Origin of the sequence: Catenulispora acidiphila DSM 44928 (assembly GCF_000024025.1) — a bacterium.
Classification (GTDB): domain Bacteria; phylum Actinomycetota; class Actinomycetes; order Streptomycetales; family Catenulisporaceae; genus Catenulispora; species Catenulispora acidiphila.
In genome coordinates, this window is the sequence record NC_013131.1 from 5,271,818 (window position 1) to 5,284,501 (window position 12,684).

General features: G+C 69.1%; 12 protein-coding genes. 5 read left to right on the forward strand and 7 right to left on the reverse strand.

The features are described from left to right. Window positions 1–89: 89 nt before the first annotated feature. From CACI_RS22930 to CACI_RS51395, 3 genes are all read left to right on the forward strand, one after another. Window positions 90–584, forward strand: coding sequence for a GNAT family N-acetyltransferase (locus CACI_RS22930; protein ID WP_015793225.1), 495 nt, complete (start codon window positions 90–92; stop codon window positions 582–584). Window positions 585–804: 220 nt separating this feature from the next. Beyond that, window positions 805–1,968, forward strand: coding sequence for a tryptophan--tRNA ligase (trpS, locus tag CACI_RS22935; RefSeq protein ID WP_083795809.1), 1,164 nt, complete (start codon window positions 805–807; stop codon window positions 1,966–1,968). Window positions 1,969–2,172: 204 nt separating this feature from the next. Further along, entirely contained in the window at window positions 2,173–2,772 is a 600-nt protein-coding gene (locus tag CACI_RS51395) for a hypothetical protein (protein ID WP_083795810.1), read from the forward strand. Here the strand turns inward: CACI_RS51395 and CACI_RS22945 are convergent. From CACI_RS22945 to CACI_RS22955, 3 genes are all read right to left on the reverse strand, one after another. Further along, window positions 2,757–3,158: a VOC family protein gene (locus CACI_RS22945; protein WP_015793228.1), complete on the reverse strand. Its 402-nt coding sequence runs from the start codon at window positions 3,156–3,158 to the stop codon at window positions 2,757–2,759. The genes CACI_RS51395 and CACI_RS22945 overlap by 16 nt on opposite strands. 143 nt (window positions 3,159–3,301) lie before the next feature. Continuing rightward, window positions 3,302–3,754 (reverse strand): carboxymuconolactone decarboxylase family protein, encoded by a 453-nt coding sequence (locus tag CACI_RS22950; protein ID WP_015793229.1) that lies wholly within the window; start codon window positions 3,752–3,754, stop codon window positions 3,302–3,304. A gap of 151 nt (window positions 3,755–3,905) precedes the next feature. Beyond that, window positions 3,906–5,252: a transcriptional regulator gene (locus CACI_RS22955; RefSeq protein WP_015793230.1), complete on the reverse strand. Its 1,347-nt coding sequence runs from the start codon at window positions 5,250–5,252 to the stop codon at window positions 3,906–3,908. Window positions 5,253–5,456: 204 nt separating this feature from the next. Here CACI_RS22955 and CACI_RS22960 point away from each other — a divergent pair, with 204 nt between their 5' ends. After that, the gene (locus CACI_RS22960; RefSeq protein ID WP_015793231.1) at window positions 5,457–7,181 is read left to right on the forward strand and encodes a ricin-type beta-trefoil lectin domain protein; all 1,725 of its coding nucleotides are present in this window, start codon (window positions 5,457–5,459) and stop codon (window positions 7,179–7,181) included. A gap of 130 nt (window positions 7,182–7,311) precedes the next feature. Here the strand turns inward: CACI_RS22960 and CACI_RS51400 are convergent, their stop codons facing one another. Together CACI_RS51400 and CACI_RS22970 are read right to left on the reverse strand one after the other, a co-directional pair. Continuing rightward, on the reverse strand, window positions 7,312–8,709 hold the full coding sequence (locus tag CACI_RS51400) for a hypothetical protein (RefSeq protein ID WP_015793232.1): 1,398 nt from the start codon (window positions 8,707–8,709) through the stop codon (window positions 7,312–7,314). Between the two features lie 88 nt (window positions 8,710–8,797). Next, a complete protein-coding gene (locus CACI_RS22970; protein ID WP_223297217.1) occupies window positions 8,798–10,051 on the reverse strand; it encodes a glycosyltransferase in 1,254 nt (417 codons plus the stop codon). Window positions 10,052–10,685: 634 nt separating this feature from the next. Here CACI_RS22970 and CACI_RS22975 point away from each other — a divergent pair. After that, window positions 10,686–11,120: a hypothetical protein gene (locus tag CACI_RS22975; RefSeq protein ID WP_015793234.1), complete on the forward strand. Its 435-nt coding sequence runs from the start codon at window positions 10,686–10,688 to the stop codon at window positions 11,118–11,120. Window positions 11,121–11,161: 41 nt separating this feature from the next. Here CACI_RS22975 and CACI_RS22980 read toward each other — a convergent pair whose 3' ends face one another. Together CACI_RS22980 and CACI_RS22985 are read right to left on the reverse strand one after the other, a co-directional pair. Then, window positions 11,162–12,178, reverse strand: a complete 1,017-nt coding sequence (locus CACI_RS22980) for an N-acetyltransferase (protein WP_015793235.1) — start codon at window positions 12,176–12,178, stop codon at window positions 11,162–11,164. Window positions 12,179–12,223: 45 nt separating this feature from the next. Further along, window positions 12,224–12,643, reverse strand: a complete 420-nt coding sequence (locus CACI_RS22985; RefSeq protein WP_041540422.1) for a winged helix-turn-helix transcriptional regulator — start codon at window positions 12,641–12,643, stop codon at window positions 12,224–12,226. Window positions 12,644–12,684: the final 41 nt, after the last annotated feature.

Genomic DNA, 12,684 nt, shown 5'->3' on the forward strand with positions numbered 1-12,684 from the left:
TGGCGCCACAGGGCCACCGCGACGCCGGCGCGTCGGCACCGGACGGCCGCCGGGCCGCGCCCGGCGGCCCTCGGGCAGAATCAAACGCTGTGCAGATCATCATTCGCGAAGCCCTTCCGGCCGAGTTGGCCGCCGCCGGCGAGTTGACCGCCGCCGTGTACCGAGACGAGTCCCTGGCCGAGGCGGCCTATCTGCCGCGGCTGGCCGACGCCGCGGCCCGGCACGCCGCCGACGGCGCGTGGCAGCTGATCGCCGTGGACGAGGCCGGCCGGCTGCTGGGCGCCGCGGTGTACACCGTCGCCGGCAGCGAGTTCGCCGACATCGCCGCGGGCACCGAGGCCGAGCTGCGGATGCTGGCCACCGCCGGCTCCGCACGCGGCCTGGGCGTCGGCGCGGCGCTGGTGCAGGACTGCGTGCGCCGCTCCCGCCAGGAGAGGCGGCCGGCGCTGGTGTTGTCGACGAAGCCGGAGATGACCGCCGCGCAGCGCCTGTACGCGCGCCTGGGGTTCTCGCGGACCCCGGAGCGGGACTGGGAGTACGCGCCCGGCAAGGGTCTGCTGACCTTCCGCCTGGTCACCGATTGAGTCCGGCATGCCTGCCCTGATATCCTGATCGCGTGAAGAGCTTCATGTGTGCCAGCTGGCGGCCGTCCTAGGACGGTTGTTCAGCCACACGCTGCCGACAGGCCGTCCGAGTTTCCGGACGGCCTTCGTTGTTCCCGCCCCCGCGCGGGGATCGGGCGGTCCGGACGCCGACGGCGACCGAATCGCCCGACCCTGTGAGAATCCCGCGAGGAGAACAACGATGAGCATCACTGTTGACGTACCCACCAATCCCGCCGACCAGCCGCGTGTTTTTCCCTCTGGTCCAGCGGACGACACGCACTTCAGCGGTGCGGCCACCGTGCAGCAGAGCGCGCTGGAGGGCGCACTGGAGAGCGCGGCGTTCCTGACCGAAGCCGAGCTCACCGCGCAGCTGGTCGGCGACGCCCGCCAGATCCGGGTCCTCACCGGCGACCGCCCCACCGGCCCGCTGCACCTGGGCCACTACCTGGGCTCGCTGCGCAACCGGGTCCGGCTGCAGGACGCCGGCGCCGACATGTTCGTGCTGGTCGCCGACTACCAGGTCATCACCGACCGCGACGCCTCGTCCTCGATCGCCGACTTCGCCCTGGGCCTGGTCGCCGACTACCTGGCCGTCGGCCTGGACCCGGCCCGCAGCACCGTGTTCGCGCACTCGGCCGTCCCGGCCGTGAACCAGCTGCTGCTGCCGCTGATGTCCCTGATCTCCGTCCCGGAGCTGGAGCGCAACCCCACCACCAAGGCCGAAGCCGCCGCTTCCGGCCGTCCCGCGCTGTCGGCACTGATGCTCACCTACCCGGTGCACCAGGCCGCCGACATCCTGTTCTGCCGCTCCGATCTGGTCCCGGTCGGCAAGGACCAGCTGCCGCACCTGGAGGTGGCCCGCACCGTCGCGCGCCGGTTCAACACCCGCTACGCCCCGGTGTTCACCGAACCCAGGGCCCTGATCTCCGACGCCCCGTCGGTCCTGGGCAGCGACGGCCACAAGATGAGCAAAAGCCACAGCAACACCATCCCTCTCCAGGCCACCGCCGACCAGACCGCGGCGCTCATCAAGGGCTTCAAAACCGACACCGACCGGCACATCGCCTTCGATCCCGAGCACCGCCCCGAGGTGTCGAACCTGCTGCTGATCACCGCCCTGTGCCGCGGCGAGGACCCGGTCCAGGTCGCCGAGCAGATCGGCGCCGGCGGCGCCTCGGCACTGAAACGCGCCGCCACCGAAGCCGTCAACGAGCACCTGGCACCGATCCGCGCGCGCCGCCTGGAGCTGGCGGCCGAGCGCGGATACCTCTCGGCGATCCTGCGGCGCGGCGCCGAGCGGGCGACGGCGGAGGCCGAGGCGACGCTGACGCGGGTGCGGGAGGCGATGGGGATGGCGTATTGAAGGGGACTGGCTGCTGACTGGGGGCAGCCGGGCCGGGTCTTCGGGCGGCGGGTCTTCGGGATCAGCTTCCTGCGAACCCGGTTTCCTTCAGCCAGCCGCGACCTGTCCCACCCGGCTTTCACTCGAACCCATGTTCCTTTCCCGGGTCCCCCGCACGCCCCGCCTGGCAGGCGACCCACCATGCCCGGTGCCAGCATCGGAGCCATGAGATTTCGGCGCGCCGCCTCCTCCGGCACCGCACCCGCCGCCACCGCTGCTGCGCCTGTCGCGCCCGCGCCCGCGTCCGCTCCCGCACCGGCGCCTGCTGCCGCGCCCGCCGGTGACCGCCGGGACCTGAAGCGGCGCGTGATCTCGATCGTGCTGGTGCTGATCGCCCTGGTCCTGGTCTACCTCGCGGCCTCGGCGTACATCCCGCGGTGGTGGTCGCACCGCATGGGCGACGCCATCGACGGACAGTTGTCCACCGGCGCGCTGCTGGGCGTGTGCTTCGGCATCGTGTTCACGATCCTGCCGCTGGGCCTGCTGTGGCTCACCATGCGCCGCCCGATGCGCTGGAAGACCAGAGCCCTGTGGCTGGCGCTCGCGGTGATCCTGGCCGCCCCGAACCTGATGACCCTGGGCGTCGCGATCGGCGGCGGCGGAGGCGCGCACGCCGGCCAGCGCACCATGGACGTGCAGGCGCCGATGTTCCGCGGCGCCACCGCCATCGGGACGCTGATCGCGATCGTGGTGTTCATCGCACTGATCGTCGTCTACCGGCGGCGCGCGCCCAAGGCACCCAGGGCGCCTCAGGCGGCGACGTAAGGGCTGTAGAACAGCTCCAGCTGGATCCCGTCGGGGTCCTCGAAGCTCACGAACTGCCCCATGTCGGTGTCCCGCACTGGCGAGTGCTTCACGCCGAGCTCTTCGAACTTCGCGATCCACGCGGTCAGATCCTCAGCCGTCCCGACCCCGAATCCGAAGTGGTCCAGCCCGGTGGTGGCGTAGTCGAACTCCTCGCCGGAGTTGCCGTCGTGCTGCTGGAACGACACGCACATCCCGTTCGGATGCAGCATGATCGTCTGCCGCCAGGCGTCCCGGTCGGTGACGGCCAGGGTCTTGAACCCCAGCACGTCGGTGTAGAAGGTGACGCTGGCGTCCCGGTCCCGCACCGAGAACGACACGTGCGACCAGCCGGACAGCTCGGGCATACGGCACTCCTGAAGGCTCAGCGGGTTCTCAGTACGGTGATCCACCGCCGCACGCTACCGCACGCCACCGCGCTGGGCACCCGGCCTGGCGCCCGCCCGACCTCCCCGACCTCTCAGCGCCCTTACTAAGCCCTTACCAAGCTTTACCAAGCCTGCCCGGCGACCTGCCGCGTGGTGTGGTTGAGCCGGTTGAACAGGTTCGTCAGCGCCACCATCATCACGATCGCCGCCAGCTGCTTCTCGTCGAAGAACTGCGCCGCCCCGTCCCACACCGCGTCGCTGACGCCCTCGGGGTTGTCCGCCAGCCGCGTCGCCGCCTCGGCGAGGGCCAGCGCCGCCTTCTCCTCCTCGGTGAAGAACGGCGCGTCGTGCCACACCGCCACCAGCCCGATGCGCTCCTCGGACTCCTTCATCCGCCGCATGTTCCCCATCCCGGAGAACACACACGGCGCACACCCGTTGATCTGGCTGGCCCGCAGATGCACCAGCTCCAGGACCGCCGGCTCAACACCCCCGCTGTTCACAGCCTTGTACAGCTGCTGAATCGCGCCACTCGCGTCGAGGATGACAGCCGGGTTCTGGATACGAGCTTCCACTTCAGTACTCCCTGTATGAGTCGAAACACACTGTTTCGTAGAGGTTGGACCGCGTTGGTCCTTCGCCTCTCTGACTCCCGGGCACCAGGGAATGTGACAGTGCCGGATGTGACCTGAGTCACACCCGGCACCGAGAACGCCAACACCGCTTCTAACTGCCCTGCCAGACCGTCACATCCACCACCGCATAGGGATTGGCATCAGTACTGGAGGGCATCCGCCGCACCGTCACCAGCACCAGATGCCCGGTATCGGTGGTGATACAGAAACTGCTGCCCACCGCTATCTGCGACAGCAGCACATCATGCTGATAGCGGGTGTCATTCAGACACGACGTGAAGGACCCGGTATCGGTCGCAGCCAGGATCGCCACCCGGCTGGCATAGAAACGCCCGTCGACAAAACTCCCGGCGAAGAACCCCATCGTGTCCGTGCCATCAGCCGTCCCAGCAGCCGGATGATACGGATCGGTGAGGAAGTTGACGCTGTACCCCGACGCCAACTGTATGCCGACATACGCACCAAGCACCGTGCCAGGCACAACAGTCGACGACGTCGACCCGGACGTGGCACCCCCACTCTCCGACCCCGACCCGGTCGGATCCGACCCGGCACCACTCGGCGTCCCCGTCGGACCCGAAGACACCCCACCAGACCCCGACGCCGACGGCGACAACGCCACCGTGTGCGACGACCGCGACGGAGAACCGGCGACCGGCGGAATCGACGCGGCACTGGTGGTGGACGACGGCTTGGAGTTCAGAGCATGATCGCCGAACGCACCCACACCCACGCCCACCGCGAACAGCAGCACCGGGATGCCGATGCGCGCCAGCATGCTCTTCTTCGGCGGCTGGCCAGTAGTGTCGGCGCGCGCCGGGGGGTGGTCTGACGCCGCCACGACCTGACTCAGGGCTGATGTCTCAGCGATCGACTTCGCACTGCCCAACTCATCCGCATCGCCGGCGCGCGCCGCGACCTGCGCGGAGCCTGCACCGTCCTGAGCTTCTGCCGCTTCGCCGACTAACTCTGCTTCTGCTGCTGCCTCTGCACTCGCATCTTCGGCGCCCGCGACCTCGGCAGCCTCCGTCTCGGAATCCGCATCCCCATCCTCGAGGTCCTCGGTCTCGGGCTCGTCAGCTACTTCCGCCTCGCCCTCGCCGGCGTGCTCGGTGCTCTCCGTCACCATCGGTGTGATGATCGAAGGCTCCGGCGGCGCAGGCGTCTCCGTGTCCCCGTCCCCGCTCCCGTCCTCCTCAGCGAGGTCGGCAATCTGTCCCCAGTACTCCCGCCAGGCCTCGACGTCCCCTTCCCACGCTTCGACCAGCGCCAGCGTCACCTCGCGCGTCGGCAGGTGCTCACCCGCGAGCGCCGTGTCGATCTGCTGGGCCGTGAGCCCGGTGCGTTCCCCCAGTTCCTCACCGTCCGGTCCCTCTGCGAAGTCCCGGAGCTCTCGCAATCCCTGCGCCAGCACGGAAACCGCCGACGTCGACGACACGCGCTCCCCTCCCCCTGCTCGTCCTATCCGTCGGTGCCCCACCCTAGTGCCGTGTGCCTCGGGCCACGACCCGGAATCAACGGCTGGACACCGGTGACCGGATCTGTGCGTATTCCCCGGAACCTTGACACTTTCGAGCATCGGCAGTGTGCTGATGCACGGCGTGCGCCCCGCAAATCTTTCAGGATCCAGCAAGGAGGCACCATGTCAACGCCCCGCCCCACGCCCCGCCGGTTCGCTGTCGCCGCCCTGGCCTGCACTCTGGCAGCTCTACCCCTGACATCCAGCACCGCTCACGCGACGCCAACGCCACCGCCCTCAACAGCCCACACGGCCACCGCTGCCAGTACTGCCGCCACCCTGGCCGCCACACCCCCGATGGGCTGGAACGACTGGGCCCACTACCAGTGCTCCGTCGACGAATCCACGGTCGTCGCGAACGCCAACGCGCTCGTCAGCAGCGGCCTGGCCGCCAAGGGCTACAAGACCGTCACGGTCGACGACTGCTGGATGGCCTCCTCCCGCGACTCCGGCGGCACCCTGGTCGCCAACTCCACGAAGTTCCCCCACGGCATGGCCTGGCTCGGCAGCTACCTGCACAGCAAAGGCCTGAACTTCGGCATCTACGAAGACGCCGGCTCCTCCACCTGCGGCGGCTATCCCGGCAGCGGCCAACCCCAAGGCGGCGGCGCGGACCACTTCGCGCATGACGCCGCGACCTTCGCCTCCTGGGGTGTGGACTACCTGAAGCTCGACGGCTGCAACGTCTACATCCCGAGCGGGGAAAGCACCGAGCAGGCGTACCACAACGCCTACACCGCCGAGTCGACCGCGCTGGCGAACGCCGGCCGCCCGATCGTGTTCTCCGAGTCCGCGCCCGCGTACTTCCAGAGCGGCGAGTGGGGCAATCCCACCTGGTTCGACGTCCTGGGCTGGGTCGGCCAGCTCGGGCAGCTGTGGCGCGAAGGGTACGACATCGCCACGTACAACAGCGGCAACCCCACCGCCAGCCGCTGGTCCTCGGTGATGTCCAACTACGGCTACAACCGCTGGATCGCCCGCTACGCCCACCCCGGCAACTGGAACGACCCCGACTTCCTCATCGCCGGCGACCCTGGCCTGACCGCTGAGGAGTCCCGCAGCCAGGTCGCCTTGTGGGCGATGATGAACGCCCCGATGATCCTGTCCTCGGACGTCGCCAACCTCAGCGCCGACGGCCTGGCCGCCCTGGGCAACACCGACCTGATCGCCCTGGACCAGGACAGCGCGGGCCGCCAGGCAGGCGTGGTCTCCACCAACGGCACCACCGACGTCCTGGCCAAGCCGCTGGCCAACGGCGACCGCGCCGTAGCGGTCCTGAACCGCGGCAGCGCGTCGCAGAACGTGTCGACCACCCTGGCCTCGATCGGCCTGCCCAACTGCACGGCCAGCGCCAAGAACCTGTGGACCGGCACCACCACGACCAGCAGCACCCTGACCGCGACCATCCCCGCCCACGGCACCGCCATCTGGCGCCTGGCCCCCTCCGCCGGCTGCGCAGCCGCAGTGCCGACCGGCGAGATCGTCGGCAACGGCGCCAAGTGCGTGGACGTCACCGGCAGCGGCACCGCCAACGGCACGGCGGCGATCCTGTACACCTGCACCGGCAACGCGAACCAGTCCTGGACGCGCCCCGGCAACAGCAGCATCCAGACCCTCGGCAAGTGCCTCACTGCCAACGGCACCACGGCGGGCAGCACGGTCGTGATCTCCGCCTGCATCGGCGCCAGTGCACAGCAGTGGACGGCGCAGGCTGACGGGACGGTCGCGAACGGCGCGTCCGGCCTGTGCCTGGACGTCTACGGCGGCGGCAGCGCCGACGGCACGAAGCTGGACACCTGGACGTGCGGCAGCCACCAGGCGAACCAGACCTGGGCGATGCCGAGCTGAGACACCGCGGCGCGGCGGGGGATCTGCTGTCCCCGCCGCGCCCTATGCCTCTGCGTCACCGCTGCCCGACTGTGCCCGCTGTGGTGTCCTTACTCTTCCTCTTGCCCTCTAACTCTTCTAACTCCTTCTCTTACCGCGTTCCCTGCTCCCGCTGTCCCGCATCCGGCACCCTCCCACCGGGCACGCGCGCCGCCGCCGCACCATCACGTTCTCTCGCCGCCGCAGCGCTATCCCGTTCTCGGGCCGCCGCCGCCAACTCCCCCCGCAGCGAAGCCGCCATCAACTCAGCTTCCCGCCTTGCCTCACGCTCGGCCGCCAGCGCTGCCGCGTCCTGCTGCCACCTTGCCGACACCTGCTCCATCTGCGCGGCAGCACCCTCCGCCGCGGCTTCGGCGCGCGCCGCACGCTCAGCCTCAGCCTGCCGGGCCGTCGCCTCCCGATCGGCACGTTCGCTCTCCGTGACCCGGGCAGCGTGCGCGGACTCCGCATCAGCTCTCGCACTCTGGATCTGCGCGGTCAGCCCGGCACGCAGCGCCTCCAACTCCGCCGCCGCACGCTGCGCCACCGCCTGTGCCTCGGCAGCCGAGGCAGCAGCCTTGCCTTCCGCCGCGGCGATCTGCGCATCAGCGGCCTGACGCACCAGCTCGGCCTGCTCACGCGCCGCCTGCAACTGCAACGCCGCCTCGGCCCGCGTCCGATCCGCCAACTCCGCGGCCTCGGCAGCATCCCTGCGCGCCGCCTCAACCTCGCGCCGTGCCTGCTCCCGCATCCCCGCGATCGCAGCCTCGCCCTGCTCGCGCACACGCGCCAGCTCCTCGGCCGCGTCCTGCCTCAGCGTGTGCTCCTGCTCGGCGTGGGCGACAACCGCCGCGTCCAACGCCTCCCGCGCCACCTCGGCATCAGCCCCGGCCTGCTCAGCACGCGCATTCGCCGCCTGCCCGGCGACTTCGGCTTCGGCGCGCCGCGCAGCTTCGGCCGCAGCCACCTGCTCGGCAGCGGTCACCCGCGCCGCAGCATCCAACTCGACCGAGCGCACCTGCCGCTCGACGTTCTCCGGGTCGGTGATGGCCTCAGCCCGCTCCAACCACAAATCGACCTGCGCCCCCAACTGCCGCAACGTCGCCGCCACCGACACCCCGGACGCCTCGAACCCGGCGCGCGCCGCCGTCACCGGCATCCCGCCACCGACCGAGCCCCCCACACCACCGCCCGCGCCGATACCGAGCCCGCCGCTTCCGAACGCCCCGCCCCCGAACCCTCCGCCGGCGCCGCTTCCCATCCCGGCCCGGGCGCCACCCGCAACCCCGCCGGCGTCTCCCGCCGCACCCCCGACAGCGGCGGCGGCCTCAGCTCGAGCAGCAGCCTTGCGCGCCCGATTGAACGTCACGGCATTGTGCCCGGGGTCGTCGCAGTATTCATGCCGCCGCCCCCGGCTTCCGGGCAGCGTCTCCTTCACCGGCCGCGAACACCGCCCCAGCCGCTCGAACTTGCACAACGGCCGCCCACCGCCACTCAACTCATCGCTCACGCCCCCATCCTCCCGGACCGCGCGCCCCACTCTCACCCGCCACACCGCGCATCCCGTCACACCGCGCATCGGTCTGGCTGCCCCAAGGTCAGGCGTGCATGACCGCCTGGTACAGAGCCAGCATTCTCTCGGCCTGTGGCTCCCAGGTGAATCGCGTCGCCTCGGGTCCGTCGGCTTCGTAGACGGCGGTGTACCGTTCCCGGTTCTCGAATACCTTCCGCAGCGCCGCCGCGGCGCTTTGAGCGTCACCTGCCACGAACACCTCGCCGTTTCCCATCTCGCCGACAAGGCCTGACATGGCTTTCACGTCGCTGACCACGATCGGCAGCCGCGCGTTCAGGTACGACCAGAACTTCGTTGTGACGGTCAATTCCTGGTGCGGAGTGTGCAGGAACGGCTCCACGCCCACTGTTGCAGTGGCCAGATACGCCGTCAGCTCCTGGACCGGCACGTAGTCGAGCAGGTGCAGGCGCTCCCCGCAGTCCAGCGATTCCGCCAGACCTACCAGGTCAGCCACATGCCCTTGGCGCGAGCCGACGAGCATGGCGAAGTGCGCGTGGCTCATTCCCGGCTCCGCCAGCGCCCGCACGATCGCATCCAGACCGCGGACCGGCGCGACCATGCCCGCGTGCACGATCAGGGGCACGTCGGCGTCCAGCTCCAAGTCACCGCGGACACCCGGCACTTCCTCGCCCACGCCGACCAGCGTCGAGCGTTCGGGCATGTTGTTGACCACGGTCGGCACCGTCGAGAGCTGATAACACTCGGCCATCGCGGTGGCGATGTGCTCCGCCGCCGCACAGACACCGTCGACCAGCGGCAGATAGCGGCGTTCCTCGCCGGCCATGACGACATGCCAGCTGGCGTCGCCGTGCCGGATCTCGCCGGGGAAGAACTCGTGGGCGTCGTAGACCAGCTTGACGTCGCGGCCTCTGGAGCGGGCCCGCACCACCGCGCGGGCTGCGACACCCAGCATGTCCGCGTCGTTGGCGTGGATGAGGTCCGGCTCCAGCTCGTCGATGACTGGACCGAAGGAATCCTCGAAGTCGACCAGCCGCGGCTGGGCATCCCACGCCGGAGAGTCGCCGCCGATCCGGGCCAACAACAGGCGCAGACCACTGTTCGGATCAGTTTTGCTGCGCGCGACGTTGCGATCAAACGCCTGCTTGCGAGCCGCCACCCAGTAGCCGAGACCGCGAGTCGCAGCAGCGCGGACGGCATAGTCCGACCGCAACCCAGCCGCAATGATCGGACTAACCGAACCAGACGCCAGCCGCTGCTCCAGCCGCTCCCGCTCCATCGCACTGTTCTCCTGCCGCATCCGCTGCCGCCGATGCTTCACCCTGCTGACCTCCCGCGACCGATAAGCAAAGAACCCACCCACCCCCCGCCGCGGATGCGACGCCCGATACCGCGTCGCCGTCATCACCTCAGCCGCGCGAACAACAGTCGCCCCACCCAGCCCATACTCCTCACGCCCCCCACCAGGCGACCGCCCAACCAAAAACGTCTCCCACCCCCCAGCCGCCGCCGACCGAGCCTCCTTCTGCACCCGCGAATCACCATCCACAAAATTCCCCACAAGCATCACCACCCGCCCCAGCCCACCACCAAAGGACCCCTCACCCGCAAACTCCCGCAACACTCGATCTCCCGCCCCACTGCTCGCACGGAACACATTCATGCGTTGCACGCATTCGACGGCCCACCGGTTGCATCACTCACAGCGTTCGAATGCGCGCACACCCCGCGCGTCCGGCAGCGGACGGCAAGCTCGCCTCCCCAAGAGTTGCGCGTCGCGTCACCATTTCATTACCTTGCAAACCAGGTAATGCAACGCAACTCTGTAAACCTATGCAAGAAAACCGACTCCGCATAATGCTTCTTATGCGGAGTAGCAGGCTGGATTGAATGACCCGGCGCGAGGAGTACGGCGGCAGGCGCTGGCATGAGCGGAGTCTTGCGAGACTGGCCCCGTGACCCTTCCCGCCGGCAAGCTCACAGCGCTGTTACTGGCTGTCGGCTGCCTTGCCGCGTGCGGCGACTCAGGTAACTACCGCACCTATCACGGTGATGTCGGGACGAACGACGTCCAGGGAACCTGGACCGCAGGCTGCGGCGGGACGATTGAGCTCAAGCCCGGTGGCGGCGCCTCGCTGACGAACGTTCCGTCCTACAACGAGCAGGAGAAGTTCACTGACGCGAATGTTCTCTACTCGGGTGACGCACGCTGGACCATCTCCGAAGGGTCTGGTTGGAAGTCCGACACGAATCCGCCGACTCTGGACCTCGTGATCCGGAACTTCAGCAGTCCCCTGCAGTTCGCAACGGTCAAGGGCAAGCTCAGCCTGGCCCTGGACATCGGTCCTCTGGACAAGGACACCTACTGCAAATACTCGCGATCCGCCTGAGCCAGCAGGTAGTTGGTCTTGGGACGAGGCTCCCAAGGGGGTCACGACGCCGGCGTCGTCGGTGCGCTCACCTGATCCGATGCCAGTTCCGCGAGCTCAGCCACGAGGTGAACGCTGCTTCCCAGATCCTGGAAGCCGAGCTCGCGGCTGATTGCGGCCATGCGCTCCAGGTCGCCGGTCTGGGTCGTCACCTCGAGGAGGCCGGGGCGCTCGGCGGCCAGTCGCCGCAGTTGTGCCGCCTTCATCGCCAGGCCCAGACCGTGGCCGCGATGGCCGCGTACTACGGCGGTGTAGTGCTGGATACCGAGCTCGGGTTGAGCCCGGAAAATGTAGAGATCTGTCATGCCCGCCACCTCGCCGCTTTCCTCGTGGACGGCGGCGACCGCCCAGATCTCAGTGCCGGATTCGGCAGCCTCGGCCTCCACGGCGCGGACGAGTTCGGGGGTCCAGTCCGGCTCACGGGTATCGAGCCCGCTCACCTGGTCGCTGATTGCGCGGCGGGCCATCGCGTATGACGCCAGGAGCTCCTCCGGTGCGGCTCCTGTCCACGCCGCCATGCGGTAGCCCAGGGGATCCGGCACGTCCCAGCGGCCGGGCTCGGTCTCGGCGAGCCGCAGCCGCTGGTTGACGAAACGCGAAGCGGGCCTCATTCCCATAGCGACGCACCAGGCCTCGAAGCCGCTGCCGGAGGGCACCGTCCCGAGCACCTGCGACCGGCCGATGGTCCGCAGCTCAGGTATCAGAGCATCGGCGAAGCGGCGGCCCCTCCCACGCCGACGCAGATCCGGCCGGATCCGCACCTGGACGACGATCAGTTGCTCCTTGTCCCGGGGCAGATGCAGCCAGGCGGCGGCGACCATCTCCCCGGCCTCCCGGGCCAGCCACAGCTGCCGCTCGACCTCCGGCTCCGCGACAGGATCGCGGAGTTGCGCCAAGAGCAGCCGGCTCACATGTGGCCCGTCGGGGCGGTCGAAGAGATCGATCGCTTCGAGCAGTTCGGCGACCTCCTCGATTTCGTGATCGGCAGCCGACCGTGCATCGAAGCGCTCGAAGTCCATACCGCCTTCCTACCAAGGTCGGAGACTTCTTTGCTACCAGGTGTCTCAGGACCGGGATGAGGACGTGCCGGTGCTGGAGCGGTTCGCGCGGATCTCGTCGTGGTGGGTTGAGGCCCAGTGGATCAGTTGGGTGACGATCTCATGGAGGCCGTGGCTGAGGGGGGTTAAGGCGTACTCCACGCGTGGGGGGACTTCGGCGTGGGGGGTGCGGGTGAGGAGGCCGTCTTCGTGGAGGTGGCGGAGGGTGTGGGTGAGCATGCGTTGGGAGATGCCGGGGATTTGGCGGTGGAGGTCGGTGTAGCGCAGGGGACTGTCGGCGAGGACGGCGATGATCAGCATGCTCCATTTGTCGCCGACGCGGTCGAGTACCTGGCGGATGAAGGCCATCTGGTCCGCGGGGATGCTCGCGCACGGCCCGATCGCGGACGCCATCTCCATATCGGTGCTGTCCTGCATGGCGCCCATTCCTCTCCGTCGCGCACACCGCTGTGCCTTTTGTAACGCTT